Raw genomic sequence first — 15,685 nt, 5'->3', positions numbered from 1 at the left:
CCCGTATTATGGTGATTTAACCCGCCGCGGCGCAGGGATGAAACGCTCCGTTGCCAGAATGCCTTCGGGCACCGCGGCGGACTGATATTGGCATCCTAAGCCCTTTGAAGATAAATGAATATGGTTGTAACAGAGTAGCACTTGCTCTGTAAGAGTTAAAATCATCAGGCCGGATCCGGCGGCATGCAGGGGTATCCGGCTGTCTTTTGACGCATCATGTTGTATATTCGATGCACTGAAATTCTTTTGCCGTCCGCGGCGTTGATACAGGTGAGCAGGTGAGTTACCAACCAGGTCCTATTGAGCATTCCTATTTGGGTTCCAGCGTCTATGCCACGTTGCGTCAGGCATTGATCACCGGCCAGCTTAAGCCCGATGAACGTCTGCGCATCCGGGAATTGGCGTCCCAGGTGGGAACCAGCGTCACGCCGGTGCGGGATGCGATTTTGCAACTGGCAAAGGAGCAGGCGCTGGAGATGCGCACGCCTAAGGATATCCGGGTCCCTTCCCTGACCCAGGAGCAATATATGGAAATTCGCACCCTGCGGCTGGACCTGGAGGGATTAGGCGCCCAACGGGCGGCACAGCATATCTCTCCCGCCGTTTTGCAGCAATTGACCGTTAATATCCGCCGCAATATCCGCGCCATTACCGAAGAGGATCTGGCGAACGCGCTGCGTCTGAACAGCGAATTTCATTTACTGGTGGCCCACAGCGCCCAGATGCCGTTATTGAGCAGCTTTATCGATCGGCTGTGGATGCGCATCGGTCCGCTGATAGCCCAAGCCTATATGCAGATTTCGCCGCAGATGGCGGTGGGGCATCATCAGGAACTGCTGGCGGCGCTGCGCCGCCATGACTGCGCCGCCGCGGCGTCGGCCATCCGGCAGGATATTATGGACAGCCACGATACCCTGCTGGCGTTTATCGCCAGGGACCGTCCCGCGCTCTGAACGGCCATCAGGCATGGCACTGCGCCAGTACCCGATCCAACTGTTCAAGGAGCAGATCGGCATGCTCCGTTTGAAACACCAGCGGCGGCCGGATTTTGAGGATATTGGCCCGGGGACCGGTGGTGCTGGTCAAAATTCGGCGTCCGCGCAATAGGTTCACGACCTGGAAAGCCAGCTCCGACGCCGGTTCCCTGGTCTGCCGGTCGAGCACCAGCTCAACGCCGATAAACAATCCGTAGGCGCGAATGTCGCCGATGGCGGTATAGCGGGCCGCCAGCCGGCGAAGTCCCGCCGCCAGATAGTCTCCCACCCGGGCGGCGTTTTGCGCCAGCTTTTCCTCTCGAATAATCTTTAGCACCGCATGAGCGGCGCGGGCGGAGACCGGATTGCCGCCGAAGGTATTAAAATAGCGCTGGCTGCGTCCAAAGACATCGAACAGCGCCGGCCGTCCCACCAGCCCCGCCACCGGGTGGCCGTTGCCCATCGGCTTGCCCACGGTAACCATGTCCGGCGTGACGCCGTGGCGGGTAAAGCCCCACATGTCGTTACCGGTGCGGCCGAAGCCCGCTTGTACTTCATCGGCGATAAACAGGCCGCCGGCCTGGCGCACCAGCTCCGCCGCCTGGCGCAACTCTCCGGGAGGCGCGCAGAATATCCCGTCGCTGGAGAAAATGGTGTCCGCCAGCAAGGCCGCCGGCTTGATGCCCCGCTGCCGCATATCCCGCAGGGCTCCCGCCACGCTCTCGGCAAGGGAAATTCCCCGGCGATAGCTGTCCGGCGCATCGATCAGCACCGTCGACGGGCCGCGTATCGCGCCGTCCCCCAGCGCCGGAGAGACTTCCGCCACCGCGGCGGTCACGCCGTGATAAGCCCAGCGGGTCACCAGTACGCCGCTGCCGCCGGTGGCGAAGCGGGCGATGCGCAGGGCCAGGTCATTAGCCTCGCTGCCGCTGCAGGTCAGGGTGATATTCCCCAGCTCCGCGGGAAACTCCTGCAGAAAATCCTCGGCAAAGTCCACGATGGCGTCATTAAGATAGCGGGTGTGGGTATTCAGGCGGGCGCTTTGTTCGGCGATAGCCGCCACCACCGCCGGATGGCAATGACCTACCGACGCCACGTTATTATAAACATCCAGATAAGGCCGGTCCTGTTCGTCGTAAAGCCACATGCCCTCTGCCCGCACCACATGCAGCGGCTCCTGATAAAACAGGCGATAACCCGCCCCCAGCACCCTCTTTCGCCGGGCCAGCAGTTTTTGTGACGTTGTCACACTATCATTTTGCATCGCTTTACCTTTCTAAATAAAACGCGCCGCGCCCAGCCGGTCCGCAATCTCATCGGGGCCTAACAGCCATAATTTTTGCACACCGTCCCAAGCCCGCGCCCTATGTCGCAGGATATACGCGCGGTTTGCGGGATAGCGCCGCGCCCGCCACTGGGTGATGATAACCGACAGCGCCAAGCGGGAAGCGATAAGCATCGGCAGCAGTTGGATTTCTTCATCGGTCAGCGGCAAAACCTGGTGGTAACCGGCGACAAACGGCGGCATGCGGGCCAGGACATCGTCCGTATCGCTTACCTGATAGGCCAGGGCCGTGGCCAGTTCATTGACCAAGGGCGCATACAGCGCGTCGCCGAAATCGATAATCCCCGCCAGAACGGATGCGCTGGCGTCCAATAGGACATTGTGGGGATTAAAATCATTATGAATGACCTGATGGCGCACCATCCCCAGGCGTTGGGGCATCCGCTCCTCGAATTGATCCAGTATCTCCCCCAGCAGCCGGCGTTGCGCCGGTTCCTGTATTTCCGCCCAATAAGGCCGAACCCGGCCCGGCTCGCTGCTGTTCCATAACAGCGTCCGCCTGGCCGCCGGATGATGAAATCCCGCCAAGGCCAGATCGAGCGCGGCCAGACCCCGGCCAAGGGAACCCAGCGCCACAGGTGACGCCGTCACTTGATGCAGCGGCGTTCCCGGCAGCCAGGTCACCAGCCGGACCCGCAGCGGCCTTCCCTTCACCGAGCAGAACGGACCCTTTCCCCCGTGGGAGCGCTCTATCAGGTCCGGCACCGGCAGATGGGGATCGCGACCGGCCACATGCCGTAGTAGGGCTTCCTGAAAATCGCTCTCCGCCGGGCTTTCCGCCGGATTGATAAACTTCATCATCCAGCGCGGCCGATTTTCCGCCGTCAACAGAAAATTGGCGTCCCGCTCCCCCGCCAGCGGCGTGGCAACGGCGTCAAGCCCGTACAGCTCCCGCGCCGCCCGGCGCGCATCCCCGGGGTTAACCACCGGCGCATCGCTGGATAACAGGCCGGCATCGGCGGCCGGTTCAGACATGCCGTCCACCATTTTTCATTGCATCGACATCAGCGGCACCGGATGCACAGGATTCAGACATGCTGGCCGCCGTTCACCGGTATCTCCGCACCGTTGACATACGAGGCGGCCTGCGTGCACAGGAAATAGATAAGGGAAGCCACTTCATCGGGTTTGCCCAGACGCTGCAGCGGCACCTGGCGTTCAATAATATCCTGCGTGCCGGGGGAGAGAATGGAGGTATCGATTTCCCCCGGCGCAATGGCGTTGACGCGGATGCCGTGCCGGCCGAAATCGTAGGCCATCTCGCGGGTCAGGGCGGACAAGGCCGCCTTGGACGTGGCGTAGGCCACGCCGGCGAACGGATGGACCCGGGTGCCGGCAATGGAGGTCACGTTGATAATGCTGCCACGGGCGGCCTTCAGCTCGTCGAACAGTCCGTTGGCCAGCAGGGCGGTGGAAAAAAGATTCACGTTGAATACCTGCAGCCAGGTGGCGTAGGAGGTCTCGCGCACGCCGAGGCGCCCGCCGTCTTCCGCCTTGGGAGAAATGCCGGCATTATTCACCAGCGCGTCCAGGCGCCCTTCCAGCTTCTCCTTGAGCAGCGGCAGCGCCCCGTCGACGCCGGCGATGTCCTCCAGGTCCAGGTGGATGTGATTGAGCATTTTCTCCGCCCAGGGACACTCCTCCACCCAGCTTTGGCGGGATGCGGTAAAAATACGCCACCCCGCCGCGTGGAAATATTTGACGGTGGCGTGGCCTATTCCGCGGCTGGCCCCGGTCAATAACAATGTTTTCTGCTCCATTTACTCACCTCCACACGATACTTGATGCATCGATCTTACACTAACCGGCATTCCCACGGATACGGGACGACCGGCGGCGCAGCATTTCCATCACCAGCAGCAGTATCAGCGCGGCCCCCACCATTAATGACGCGGCAGCGGCAATGGTGGGATCGAGGTTTTCCCGGATACCGGCGAACATCTGAATAGGCAATGTCCGCTGGGAGGGGCTGGCCAGGAAGAGCGTGACCACCACTTCGTCAAACGAGGCGGCAAAGGCGAACAGCGCGCCGGAGAAGACCCCTGGGGCAATCAACGGCAAAGTCACGCGCCTGAACGCCTGCCAGGGCGGCGCGCCGAGGCTGGCGGCCGCACGGGTTAGATTAAGGTCATAGTTTTTCAGCACTGCCGTCACGGTAATCACCACAAACGGCACCCCCAGCATGGCGTGGGCCAGCACCAGGCCGAGATAACTGTTAAGCAGGTTTATGCGGGCGAAAAAGAAAAACATGCCCACCGCCACAATCACCACCGGGGCAATCATCGGCGAAATAATGATGGCCAGCACCAGCGACTTGCCGCGGAACTCGCCGCGCACCAGCCCCACCGAGGCCAGAACCCCCAGCACGGTAGCCAGCAAGGTGGCCAGCGGCGCAATCAGCAGACTGTTGCCCAAGGCCCCCAGCCATTCGCGGGAGTGAAAAAACGCCTGGTACCAGCGCAGCGAAAAGCCGTTCAGCGGATAGCTTAAAAAAGAGCCGCCGTTAAATGACAGCGGTACGATAATCAGCACCGGCACCACCAGAAAAAGCAGCACCGCCGCGCCGTACAAATTAAACAGCCCGTCCCATAACCGCATTAACAGCATGCCCTGTTGCCTGACCATGGTGGCCTCCTGATTCAGTGGGTGGCAAGTTCAGCCTGGGTCCGGGTGACCCGGATATAGACGATATACAGCAGCAATACGATAACCAGCAACTGGCTGCCCAGCGCCGCCGCCATCCCCCAGTTCATGGTGGTATTGGTGAAGAACGCCACGAAATAGCTCAGCATCTGGTCCCCCGGCCCCCCCAGCAGCGCGGGGGTAATGTAATAGCCGATGGCCATAATGAATACCAGCAGTCCCCCCGCCGCCAGTCCGGCGTAGGTTTGCGGCACATAGACCCGCCAGAAGGCGATAAAGGGATGCGCGCCCAAAGAGATGGCCGCCCGCAGATAATTCGGCGAGATGCCCTTCATCACCGCGTACAGCGGCAATACGATGAACGGTAATAGAATATGGGTCATGGCGATATACACGCCGATACGGTTGAATACCAATACCAGCGGTTTATCGATGATGCCGGTATGCAATAAAGCGCCGTTGATAAGGCCGCCGGATTGCAGCAGGACAATCCAACTGGCGGTACGGACTATCAGGGAGGTCCAAAACGGCAGCAGCACCATGATCATCAGCAGATTGGCGCGGCCGGCCGGCTGCTTGGCCAGCCAATACGCCAGCGGATAGCCCAGGCCCACGCACAGCAGGGTCACTACCGCCGCCATCAGCAGCGTGCGCAGCAGTACGTTGACGAACAGCGCGTCCCCGTCGGGCAATTTAACGATATTCCCGGTTTGAGGATCTACTTTGCGGTCGAATACCGCGAGCAGATAATAGCTGGTAAAGGGCCGCGAGGCCCGTTGCAGCGACCGCCATGTGGTATTTTCCCCCCACAGCGGCAGGGCGCCTACCAGCGCTTCGCGAGTGTCCGGGGCCGCGTCGTTTTCCGGCGCCGCCCGCAGGGTGCGCATGATCAGTCCCCGATAGGCCGGATCCTCATAACTCATGCGTTTGGCCACGGACGCTATCTGCCCTTCGGCCCGCGCCTTGCGCAAATCGGCGACTACCGCCCGGAAGGTATTCTCATTGGGTATGCCGGCGCCGTCCCATTGTTTCAGCGCCGCCGTTACCTTGGGCATGCCGTCGCGGATTTCAGGGTTCGCCACGCTGTTTATCAGGATCGAGGCAATGGGCACCACAAAGATAATGAGGATGAACGCCAGTAAAGGCGCCACCAGCAACCAGGTGCGCCGCTTGTAAATCCGCTGCGACCGATGCAACTGCTGTTTGAGCGTATCGGTGCCTTCAGCGCCGGCGGGAGGTTGGCCCGCCGCGATAATGTCAGTGGCTATCATTGCTTTTTCTCCGGTTTGCATGGCGAAATTCCGGTTATTGCGCCGCCCAGGCGTTGAACCGCTGTTCGAGCTCTTCGCCATGATCGATCCAGAACTGGGTATCCACCGGCAGGGCGTTCACCAAATTATCCGGCGCGGTGGGCAAACCCTTGGCGATGGCCGGATCAATCAGGCTGATGGTCTTTTTATTGGTGGGGCCGTAAGGGATATTTTCCGCGAACACCTTTTGATTTTCCGGCAGGTTGGCAAACGCGATGAACTGTTCCGCCAGGGCTTTGTGCTTGGAACCCTTCACCACCGCCCAACTGTCGAGATCGTACAGGCTGTCGTCCCAGACCATCCGGAAGTCATGCCCTTCTTTATCCGCCGCCGCGACGCGGCCGTTATAGGCGGATGTCATGACCACATCGCCGGAAACCAGCCACTGCAGGGGCTGCGCGCCGGATTCCCACCACTGGATTTGCGGTTTGATTTCATCAAGTTTTCTAAAGGCCCGATCCACCCCGACCTTGGTGGCCAATTGGGAGTAGACGTCTTCCCGTCTTACGCCGTCAGCCAACAAGGCGATTTCCAAAGTGAATTTGGCGCTTTTGCGCAAGGCGCGTTTACCGGGGAAGTCTTTGACATTCCAGAAGTCGGCCCAGCTGGTGGGGGCTTTTTTCAGCTTTTGCGCGTCATAGGTCAGCACGGTGGACCAGAGAAAAATGCCGGCGCCGCATTCGCTGGCGGCACCGTTAACGTATTCGCTTTTATCCCCCAGCTTGGACCAGTCCAGCGGTTCGAACAGACCTTCGTCGCAGCCCCGGCGCAGCTCCGGCCCTTCCACTTCCACCACATCCCAGCCCACCTGGCCGGTTTCCACCATGGCGCGGATCTTGGCCATTTCGCCGTTGTATTCCCCCGCCTCGATAGTGCCCTTGCCCGCCGCGCTGAACGGCTTATAGAACGCCTTGTCCTGGGCGTCCTTGTTCTGTCCGCCAAACGAAATAACCGTCAGGGATTCAGCCTGCGCCTGGCAAGCCAAGCCCACGAGAAGTGCGGAGACCGCTAATTTTTTCAACATACCCTACCCCTATAATGTCAGCCAACAAAGTGAGCAAAATGGTTTATGTGTTTAATGATTCGTCATCATTGGCCGGGCGCTATCGCCAGGTTAAATGATGCATCATACATCAAGCATCTTTCGTGCCACTTTGGCAAATTCCAGCGGAAGGCTACGGAGGCGGGCTGACGGGAAGGAAAAGCGGAATAACCCTACAATTTGTGCGTTAAATATGTGCAGTGCGGGCAGCGGTTGCACCTTTGGGATGCAGCCCGATCCGGGCCGGGCGCCGCGAGGAAACCCCGCGGGCCGGGCCATGTTTCACCGGGCCGGGGAAAGATCCAGGCACAGGTATTTCATTTCCAGGTATTCATCGATGCCGAAGCGGGATCCCTCCCGTCCGAGACCGGATTGTTTCACCCCGCCGAACGGCGCCACCTCATTGGAAATCAGACCGGTGTTGATGCCCACCATGCCGTACTCCAACGCTTCCGGCACCCGCCATTGACGAGCCGCGTCGCGGGTGAAGACATAGGCCGCCAGGCCGAATTCAGTGTCGTTGGCCATGGCCACGGCCTGCGCCTCATCGTCAAAAGGAAACAGCGGCGCCACCGGGCCGAACGTCTCTTCCCGGGCGAAACGCATGGAGGCCGTCACATCGCCGATAACGGTAGGCTGGAAAAAGGTGCCCCCCAATGCGTGCGGCCGCCCGCCGGTGAGCAGGGTCGCTCCCTGGCTCAGGGCGTCGTCGATATGAGCGCGCACCTTGGCGACGGCGTCATCGTCGATAAGCGGCCCCTGGGTCACGCCCTGCTCCATGCCGTTGCCCACTCTCAGGGCCTCGACGCTTGCCACCAGCCGGGCGGCCAGCGCCGGGTAGATACCCCGCTGCACGTAGATACGGTTGGCGCACACGCAGGTCTGCCCGCTGTTACGGAATTTCGACGCCATAATGCCGGCCACCGCGCTGTCCAAATCGGCATCGTCGAACACAATGACCGGCGCGTTGCCCCCCAGCTCCAGGGAGAGCTTTTTGATGGTGGGGGCGCATTGGGCCATCAGCAAACGGCCCACTTCCGTGGAGCCGGTAAAGCTGAGCTTGCGCACAACGGGGCTGTCGCACAGCACTTTGCCCGCCGCCGCCGCCGGCCCGGTCACTACCTGCAGAACGCCGGCGGGAATGCCGGCCCGCTGCGCCAGCTCCGCCAGCGCCAGGGCGGTGAGGGGCGTTTGCTCGGCGGGTTTGACAATCATGGTGCAACCGGCCGCCAGCGCGGGCGCAACCTTGCGCGTGATCATCGCCGCCGGAAAATTCCACGGCGTGATGGCGGCGGTGACGCCGATGGCCTGTTTAATCACCAGCAACCGCTGATGGGCCTGGGGGGATTGTAATACCGTCCCTTCCACCCGTTTGGCCTCTTCGGCAAACCAGATGATGAAGCTGTTGGCATAGGCGATTTCGCCGCGGGCTTCCGCCAGGGATTTGCCCTGTTCCGCCGTCAGGATAACCGCCAGATCCTCTTGATGTTGCTCAATGAGGGCAGCCCATTTTTGCAGAACCACTCCCCGCTGCTTACCGGTCAGCGCGCGCCATGAGACCAGCGCATCGGCGGCGGCGCCAATAGCGGCGCCGGTCTGGGCAGCGCTCAATTGCGCCACCTCCGCCAGCACTTCACCGGTGGCCGGATTGGTCACCGCTTCAACGGCGCCATGGTCGCCGTCGCGCCATTCGCCGTTGATCAGAGCCTGATGGCGAAACAATGTCGGGTCATTAAGCTGCATAGTCTTGATCTTCCTCGGTCTTGTTATGATTTAAGCAACCGGCTCAGCAGGTCCAGCGCCGCGGTGAACTGGTCATCGGGGATGGTGAGCGGGTACAGGAAACGAATGACGTTGTAATGAACGCCGCAGGTCAGCAGCAGCAGCCCCTGCTCCAGGGCCTGGCGCTGGATCTTCTTGGTAAAGACCGGATCGGGCTTGCCGGTGGCCGGATCGGCGAATTCCACCGCCACCATGGATCCCTGTCCGCGCACCGCGGAGATTGCCGGGCAGGATGACCGGGCCTTGTTCAGGGTTTCCGTCAGATGGGCCCCCAGGCGCCGGGCGCGGGCGCAAAGCTGTTCTTCCTCAATCACCTCCAGCACCGCCAGGGCGGAGGCCACCGCCAGCGGGTTACCGGCATAGGTGCCTCCCAGTCCGCCCGGCGCGGGCGCATCCATCACCTCGGCGCGGCCGGCCACGGCGGAAATGGGGATGCCGCCGCCCAGGCTCTTGGCCATGGTGATCAGATCCACCTTCACCTGCGGGCAATACTCCATGGCAAACATCTTGCCGGTGCGGGCAAAACCGCTTTGCACTTCGTCGGCTATCAGCAAGATGCCGTGCTGGTCGCACAGCTTGCGCAACGCGATGATAAATTCGGGGGGCGCGACGTTGAATCCGCCTTCCCCCTGGATAGGCTCAAACAGAATGGCCGCCACCTGATCCGCCGGGATATCGGTATGAAACAGCGAGTCAATGCTGTCAATGGCCTGTTCAACGGACACGCCGTGCAGGGCATTGGGATAGCGGGCATGGAAAATTTGTCCCGGCAGCGGGCCGAATCCCAATTTATAGGGGGCCACTTTGCCGGTGAGGGCCAGCGTCAGCAGCGTACGGCCGTGAAAGGCGCCGCCGAAGGTAATGATGCCGGGCCGTTTGGTATAGGCGCGGGCGATCTTCACCGCATTTTCCACCGCTTCGGCGCCGGTGCTGAACAGAGTGCTTTTTACCGGTCCGGCCACCGGCACGATGGCGTTAAGCTTTTCCGCCAGGGTCACGTAGTTGCCGTAAGGGACGATCTGATAGGCGGTATGGGTGAAGAGATCCAGCTGCGCCTTGATGGCGGCGATGATTTTCGGATGGCGGTGACCGGTATTGAGTACCGCGATGCCGGCGGCGAAGTCAGTGAAGGGTCGGTCTTCAATGTCCCACAGGGTGGCGTTTTCCGCCCGGGCGGCATAAAAATCACACATTACCCCCACGCCGCGCGGCGTGGCTGACAGACGACGTTGATTCATTTCACTATTGTTCATGCTGCGATGACTCCCGATATGATGCGGCATAAAATACCCAACACAGACCCTGGCCTAACTCCCGATTGCTATTTATCCCCGTTGTGGCTCTATAATCCAGAGCCAGTTCTGAAAAAATGAAGGTGCCAATTGAGATCGCTTCTTACCGATATGCTGCTGCAGCGCTTGTCCGCCCATACCCAGGGCCCGTTGCACCGCCGCTTATACGACTGTATCCGCCTGGCTATCCTGGAGGGCGTCATCGGCGCCGGCAGCCGTCTGCCCCCCACCCGCGACCTGGCGGGGGCGCTGTCGCTGTCGCGCAATACCGTCAGTACCGCCTATGAACAATTATTGGCGGAGGGCTATACCTTTACCCGCGCCGGCAGCGGAACCTTTGTCACCGACCATATGCCCGACGGCGCCATGGCGCCGGTTAACGAGCAGCCGCCGGCCTCCCGGCGGCTGGCGGAAAACGAATTTTCCCAAAGAGGGGCCCATCTGCTGGCTAAAACCGGCGCGTCGCCGCACCAGTGGGGCGCGTTTATGCCTGGGGTGCCGGACGTGTCCAATTTTCCGCACGGCCTGTGGCGGCGCATTCATTCCCGGCTGATAAGGCGTATCAAGCCGGACTATCTGACCTACTCGCGCATGGGGGGTAGCCCGGACCTGCAGCAGGCGCTGGTGGATTATCTGCGGGTGGCGCGCTCGGTGAACTGCGAGGCGCAGCAGATTATTATTACCGAAGGCACCCATCAGGCCGTTGATTTGCTGGCGAAGATGCTGTGCAATCCCGGCGATCGCGCCTGGATTGAGGAACCCTGCTATTGGGGGCTGCGCAACGTGCTCACCGTCAATAGCGTGGAAGTGGTTCCCGTGACGGTGGATAATCAAGGGATCAGCCTGCCGGATGTGCCGGCGGAGGGGGATGCGCCTCGGCTGATATGCGTGACACCGTCACATCAATATCCCACCGGGGCGGTGATGAGCCTTACCCGGCGCCAGCGTCTGCTGGCCCTGGCGCAGGAGTGCGGGGCCTGGGTGGTGGAGGATGATTATGACAGTGAATTCCGCTATTCCGGCAACCCTATTCCCGCCCTGCAAAGCCTGACGCCGCAGGCGCCGGTGATCTATATCGGCACCTTCAGTAAAACCCTCTATCCGGGACTGAGAATCAGCTATATGGTGCTGCCCCTGGCGCTGGCCGAGCAGATGCGTGTGGCCCATGCGGAGCTGTACCGCGGCGGCCACTGGATTACCCAGCTGGTATTGGCGCAGTTTATCGCCGAGGGGCATTATGCCTCCCATATCCGCCGTATGCGGCTGCTGTACGGTAAACGGCGTACTGTGCTGAGCCGTCTGATCCTGCACTATCTGGGGGAGGATGCGCTGCGGGACGATAGCAACGCCGGTCTGCATTTGGTGATGTCGCTGCCGGAGGAGGTGGATGACGAGCGCCTGGCGCGGGACGCGGGACGGCAAGGTATTTACGTCCGGCCGCTCTCCACCTATTATCTGACGTCTCAGCGTAAAAAAGGATTGTTGCTGGGCTATGCCTGTGTGGATGAAGCCGCTATCGAACCGGCGTTCAGCGTGTTGATGGCCTGTCTGGCGCGGCAAACCGGCGCGGGTGCTTCTTAGGCTCGAGGCGGGTAGAAACGGTGGCTGGCTGCGGCGGGCTCGACCCGGCCTTGTGGCGGTCTCCCTTTAACACCCGCTCGTGGCGCGTTCAGCGATCGCGGGCCTACCGCGCTGTGGGGCGCTCCGGCGGGCGGTAAAACCACGCCCGCTTCGACCCCATCAGCACGGTCTCCCTTTAACACCCGCTCGTGGCGCGTTCAGCGATCGCGGGCCTACCGCGCTGTGGGGCGCTCCGGCGGGCGGTAAAACCACGCCCGCGTCGACCCCATCAGCACGGTCTCCCTTTAACACCCGCTCGTTGCACGTTCGGCGATCGCGGGCCTACCGCGCTGTGGGGCGCTCCGGCGGGCGGTAAGACCACGCCCGCGTCGACCCCATCAGCACGGTCTCCCTTTAACACCCGCTCGTTGCACGTTCGGCGATCGCGGGCCTACCGCGCTGTGGGGCGCTCCGGCGGGCGGTAAGACCACGCCCGCGTCGACCCCATCAGCACGGTCTCCCTTTAACACCCGCTCGTTGCACGTTCGGCGATCGCGGGCCTACCGCGCTGTGGGGCGCTCCGGCGGGCGGTAAGACCACGCCCGCTTCGACCCCATCAGCACGGTCTCCCTTTAACACCTTTATGCCAGCTTCGGTGTGCGCTGTGAACTTCCGCCTGCCTTATTTTGGTGCCCGGCGCTCCGGAACGGGCGATCGTCCCGCCGCTTTGCGCCCATCAGAGCGCGATGATAGAAATCGTTGGCTTATGATTTTAAAAAAGCAATAATAATCATAGAGTTGGCACCTTCGCATCAACCCGTAAGAATTTTTGTTTTTGCCCCTGAATTTCCTTGTCGTCGCTGAAAAGCAGTGGTAAAGATAGGGGCATCGGGCGGAGAAGCCGCCGCCCCCATGGGTTAAGCATAACCCGTGCCACATCCTCGTCGGCAAACCGATCGCCCTGCTTAACTCCCATTAACAGGTTGTCGTTTCCGTAACGGTCTATCTATTTACGATGGCGGGAAAACCCGCTTTGTTGCATTTTTATCGCGTTATCCAATGCACGATTCAATGCAGTAAGGCCGCCCGTCGGGATACCGCTAAGAGGGGTAGAGTTCTGCCATGAAAAGCTATGTAAGCTTCAAAAATATCCAAAAAACCTACGACGGCGACAAGCTGGTGGTTAAAAACCTGAACCTGGATATTGCCGAAGGTGAATTTCTCACGCTGTTGGGCCCGTCAGGTTCTGGAAAAACCACCAGCCTGATGATGCTGGCGGGATTTGAAAACCCGACCCAGGGGGAAATTTTCCTGCGGGACCAGCCGCTGCACCATCTGCCGCCCCACCAGCGGGATATCGGCATGGTGTTCCAGAACTATGCGTTATTTCCCCATATGACCGTGGCGGAGAACCTGGCGTTTCCGTTGTCCATACGTCGGCTGAACCGCAGCGATATCAAGGAAAAAGTGGACCGGGTGCTGGATCGCGTCAAACTCACCGATCTTGCCAACCGCTATCCGGCGCAGATGTCCGGGGGGCAGCAGCAGCGCGTGGCCCTCGCGCGGGCGCTGGTATTCGAACCCAAGCTGGTGTTGATGGATGAACCTTTGGGCGCGCTGGATAAGCAGTTGCGCGAACATATGCAGATGGAAATCAAGGCGCTGCACCAGGCGCTGGAGCTGACTATTGTCTATGTCACGCATGATCAAAGCGAAGCCATGACCATGTCGGACCGGGTGGCGGTATTCAACGACGGCATCATCCAGCAGATCGACAGGCCCAGCAAGCTGTATGAAGAGCCGCAGAATACCTTCGTGGCGCAGTTTATCGGCGAAAACAACGGCCTTTTGGCCACCCAGGCCGGCAGCGAAGGCGACTATTATCGCGCCGCCCTGGATGACGGCACCATGCTGCGGGCGCTCAAGGTCCGCCCCAGTTCGCCGGGGCGTAAAATCATGCTGTGCATCCGCCCCGAACGGGTGCGGGTCAATGTGCCGCAACACCAGCTTCCCGACGGCAGCCAGCAAATCAGCGCCCGGATACAGCAATATATCTATCTGGGTGATCATGTGCGGATGTTAACCGAAGTGGCCGGCCAGCCCGGTTTCATGGTGAAGCTCAGCGCCGCCGAAGTCGACCCCGGCTGGGTCGCCGGCAATGAGGTGATGCTGTCCTGGCAGGAGCGGCATCTGCGGGCCCTGGATGCGGTGTTAAGCCCCGTGCCTGAGCAGATGACGAAAAATACGGATGTCCCTGACAACAGCCAGGCCGCCTGAAGGCGTTGAAATTCCATGGTATGGCGATATGCGGGGTCGTACAAATAAATATCATTGTCTCTTCGGCGATGATATTTATTTCAGGCGTGAGGTTTTCATGACATGTATGACGCAGATGACAAACGCGCCTCTAACCCATAAGGCTGGAAATGGCGGGAGTATATAAGCAAGGGAGATTCAGGAACCGGTCGCCGTTATTGATTATTCGCATTAACGGCGCCGGGGATCAGAAGAAAAATTTACATCCTCTGACCATTAATCATTACGGGCCACCAGCCGATAGATCAACAACACTACAATAGCGCCCACCACCGCCACCGCAAAGCTTCCGATGTTAAATCCGTCTACCCGGCCGTAACCAAAGAAGGTGCTGATATATCCCCCCACCACCGCACCGATAATCCCTAATATCACGGTAAGAATAAAACCGCCGCCGTCTCTGCCCGGCATGATGAATTTGGCGATAATACCGGCAATAAGACCAAAAATAATCCAGGATAAAATGCCCATTGTTAAACTCCTTCGTCGTTGGCTAATCCTCTAGCCGTTATATACCCTCACTATTTCAACCTGCCGGAGGACGGCAAGTTGAAGTATGGCGAGTATAGCCCGTTACCTTTAGCCTCGGTTCACATTATCCCAACAGTCGGATAAAACGAGAAACCTGGTTTATTATAGTCAATCATACCGGTAGGGTATTGATTTCCACCAAGGTCAACGACCCGCCGTACACCGCGCCGGTGTCAATATAGTACTGATTGAAGAAATGCCTGACCCGGTTAAGCGGCGTGTGGCCGAAAAAAAAGTGCGTGGCGCCGGTAATGGGGGCGCCCCGCCCCTGCTGATTTCGGTGAATACGGCGCCGGCTCCATACCAGCTCTTCACTGTCCACCGGCTGATCAAAATAGTAGTTATCCGCGGGATAATCCGCATGGGCCACCACCACGTGCCGTTGGTCCATGGGGATATCAATCACCAGCGGCAGCGCGGCACACTCGGCAATCAACGCTTTCGCCTGCTGTTGCCGTGCTGAATCAAGACGGGCAAACCAGTCGCCGCCGTTGGCCAGCCACAGTCCGGGATCGTTGTCCGCCAACGAATCCATGGCCATTTGCTCGTGATTGCCACGCACCGCGCAGAACCATTTTTCCCTGAGCAGCGACAGACATTCCAGGTTTTGGCGGCCGCGGTCAATCAAATCCCCCACCGACACCAGGAGATCCTGTTCGGTGTCGAATCCCTGCCGTTCCAATTTTTCCAAAAGCAGATCAAAACAGCCGTGCAGATCCCCTAGGATAAAAATCCGGCGCCATTTCTGTGCATCGATTTTTCGGTACACCGCGCCAGGAACATACTGATACATCGCCTCTCCCCGTCAATGGATAAACAGAGCGCCCAATGATGGCGACCTTCTGAATTAAAGCATAGCAGCCTATTAAATTAATGAAAAAAGACTATTA

At 59.9% G+C, this 15,685-nt stretch carries 13 protein-coding genes; 3 read left to right on the top strand and 10 right to left on the bottom strand.

All coding sequences use genetic code 11. The features are described 5' to 3' along the window. The first annotated feature begins 278 nt into the window (after window positions 1–278). A complete protein-coding gene (locus ACL2XJ_RS21200; protein ID WP_132921676.1) occupies window positions 279–953 on the top strand; it encodes a GntR family transcriptional regulator in 675 nt (224 codons plus the stop codon). Window positions 954–960: 7 nt separating this feature from the next. Here ACL2XJ_RS21200 and ACL2XJ_RS21195 read toward each other — a convergent pair whose 3' ends face one another. The 8 genes from ACL2XJ_RS21195 to ACL2XJ_RS21160 form a co-directional block, all read right to left on the bottom strand. Continuing rightward, window positions 961–2,238 (bottom strand): aspartate aminotransferase family protein, encoded by a 1,278-nt coding sequence (locus ACL2XJ_RS21195; protein ID WP_413724409.1) that lies wholly within the window; start codon window positions 2,236–2,238, stop codon window positions 961–963. A gap of 12 nt (window positions 2,239–2,250) precedes the next feature. Next, the gene (locus ACL2XJ_RS21190) at window positions 2,251–3,294 is read right to left on the bottom strand and encodes a phosphotransferase (RefSeq protein WP_413724408.1); all 1,044 of its coding nucleotides are present in this window, start codon (window positions 3,292–3,294) and stop codon (window positions 2,251–2,253) included. 53 nt (window positions 3,295–3,347) lie between these two features. Further along, window positions 3,348–4,079 carry an SDR family NAD(P)-dependent oxidoreductase gene (locus ACL2XJ_RS21185; protein WP_132921679.1) on the bottom strand — a complete coding sequence of 244 codons (732 nt, stop codon included), beginning with the start codon at window positions 4,077–4,079 and terminating at the stop codon, window positions 3,348–3,350. Window positions 4,080–4,119: 40 nt separating this feature from the next. Then, the gene (locus tag ACL2XJ_RS21180; RefSeq protein WP_132921680.1) at window positions 4,120–4,944 is read right to left on the bottom strand and encodes an ABC transporter permease; all 825 of its coding nucleotides are present in this window, start codon (window positions 4,942–4,944) and stop codon (window positions 4,120–4,122) included. Window positions 4,945–4,958: 14 nt separating this feature from the next. After that, complete coding sequence (locus ACL2XJ_RS21175) at window positions 4,959–6,233, bottom strand: ABC transporter permease (RefSeq protein WP_413726933.1); 1,275 nt, start codon at window positions 6,231–6,233, stop codon at window positions 4,959–4,961. A 34-nt stretch (window positions 6,234–6,267) separates the two neighbouring features. Then, window positions 6,268–7,296 (bottom strand): ABC transporter substrate-binding protein, encoded by a 1,029-nt coding sequence (locus tag ACL2XJ_RS21170; RefSeq protein WP_413724407.1) that lies wholly within the window; start codon window positions 7,294–7,296, stop codon window positions 6,268–6,270. Window positions 7,297–7,596: 300 nt separating this feature from the next. Then, entirely contained in the window at window positions 7,597–9,057 is a 1,461-nt protein-coding gene (locus ACL2XJ_RS21165; RefSeq protein ID WP_413724406.1) for an NAD-dependent succinate-semialdehyde dehydrogenase, read from the bottom strand. A 23-nt stretch (window positions 9,058–9,080) separates the two neighbouring features. After that, window positions 9,081–10,349: a 4-aminobutyrate--2-oxoglutarate transaminase gene (locus tag ACL2XJ_RS21160; RefSeq protein WP_203521497.1), complete on the bottom strand. Its 1,269-nt coding sequence runs from the start codon at window positions 10,347–10,349 to the stop codon at window positions 9,081–9,083. Window positions 10,350–10,478: 129 nt separating this feature from the next. On the opposite strand from ACL2XJ_RS21160, the gene ACL2XJ_RS21155 reads away from it, so the two are divergent. Next, window positions 10,479–11,969: a PLP-dependent aminotransferase family protein gene (locus tag ACL2XJ_RS21155; RefSeq protein ID WP_413724405.1), complete on the top strand. Its 1,491-nt coding sequence runs from the start codon at window positions 10,479–10,481 to the stop codon at window positions 11,967–11,969. Between the two features lie 1,101 nt (window positions 11,970–13,070). Further along, complete coding sequence (locus tag ACL2XJ_RS21150) at window positions 13,071–14,225, top strand: ABC transporter ATP-binding protein (RefSeq protein ID WP_413724404.1); 1,155 nt, start codon at window positions 13,071–13,073, stop codon at window positions 14,223–14,225. A 255-nt stretch (window positions 14,226–14,480) separates the two neighbouring features. Here the strand turns inward: ACL2XJ_RS21150 and ACL2XJ_RS21145 are convergent, their stop codons facing one another. Both ACL2XJ_RS21145 and ACL2XJ_RS21140 read right to left on the bottom strand, forming a co-directional pair. Beyond that, the gene (locus ACL2XJ_RS21145; protein WP_413724403.1) at window positions 14,481–14,735 is read right to left on the bottom strand and encodes a GlsB/YeaQ/YmgE family stress response membrane protein; all 255 of its coding nucleotides are present in this window, start codon (window positions 14,733–14,735) and stop codon (window positions 14,481–14,483) included. A 172-nt stretch (window positions 14,736–14,907) separates the two neighbouring features. After that, window positions 14,908–15,588 carry a metallophosphoesterase gene (locus ACL2XJ_RS21140; protein WP_413724402.1) on the bottom strand — a complete coding sequence of 227 codons (681 nt, stop codon included), beginning with the start codon at window positions 15,586–15,588 and terminating at the stop codon, window positions 14,908–14,910. Window positions 15,589–15,685: the final 97 nt, after the last annotated feature.

Origin of the sequence: Sodalis sp. RH16 (assembly GCF_047324245.1) — a bacterium.
Classification (GTDB): domain Bacteria; phylum Pseudomonadota; class Gammaproteobacteria; order Enterobacterales; family Enterobacteriaceae; genus Acerihabitans; species Acerihabitans ligni.
Note: the sequence above shows the minus strand (reverse complement) of the source record. Positions and strands in the feature narration are given on the sequence as shown.

What these genes read in the sequence shown, in the direction of transcription:
- ACL2XJ_RS21195 (WP_413724409.1), bottom strand. Translation starts at nt 2,238, where the DNA reads ATGCAAAATGATAGTGTGACAACGTCACAAAAACTGCTGGCCCGGCGA.
- ACL2XJ_RS21190 (WP_413724408.1), bottom strand. Translation starts at nt 3,294, where the DNA reads ATGTCTGAACCGGCCGCCGATGCCGGCCTGTTATCCAGCGATGCGCCG.
- ACL2XJ_RS21185 (WP_132921679.1), bottom strand. Translation starts at nt 4,079, where the DNA reads ATGGAGCAGAAAACATTGTTATTGACCGGGGCCAGCCGCGGAATAGGC.
- ACL2XJ_RS21180 (WP_132921680.1), bottom strand. Translation starts at nt 4,944, where the DNA reads ATGGTCAGGCAACAGGGCATGCTGTTAATGCGGTTATGGGACGGGCTG.
- ACL2XJ_RS21175 (WP_413726933.1), bottom strand. Translation starts at nt 6,233, where the DNA reads ATGATAGCCACTGACATTATCGCGGCGGGCCAACCTCCCGCCGGCGCT.
- ACL2XJ_RS21170 (WP_413724407.1), bottom strand. Translation starts at nt 7,296, where the DNA reads ATGTTGAAAAAATTAGCGGTCTCCGCACTTCTCGTGGGCTTGGCTTGC.
- ACL2XJ_RS21165 (WP_413724406.1), bottom strand. Translation starts at nt 9,057, where the DNA reads ATGCAGCTTAATGACCCGACATTGTTTCGCCATCAGGCTCTGATCAAC.
- ACL2XJ_RS21160 (WP_203521497.1), bottom strand. Translation starts at nt 10,349, where the DNA reads ATGAACAATAGTGAAATGAATCAACGTCGTCTGTCAGCCACGCCGCGC.
- ACL2XJ_RS21150 (WP_413724404.1), top strand. Translation starts at nt 13,071, where the DNA reads ATGAAAAGCTATGTAAGCTTCAAAAATATCCAAAAAACCTACGACGGC.
- ACL2XJ_RS21145 (WP_413724403.1), bottom strand. Translation starts at nt 14,735, where the DNA reads ATGGGCATTTTATCCTGGATTATTTTTGGTCTTATTGCCGGTATTATC.
- ACL2XJ_RS21140 (WP_413724402.1), bottom strand. Translation starts at nt 15,588, where the DNA reads ATGTATCAGTATGTTCCTGGCGCGGTGTACCGAAAAATCGATGCACAG.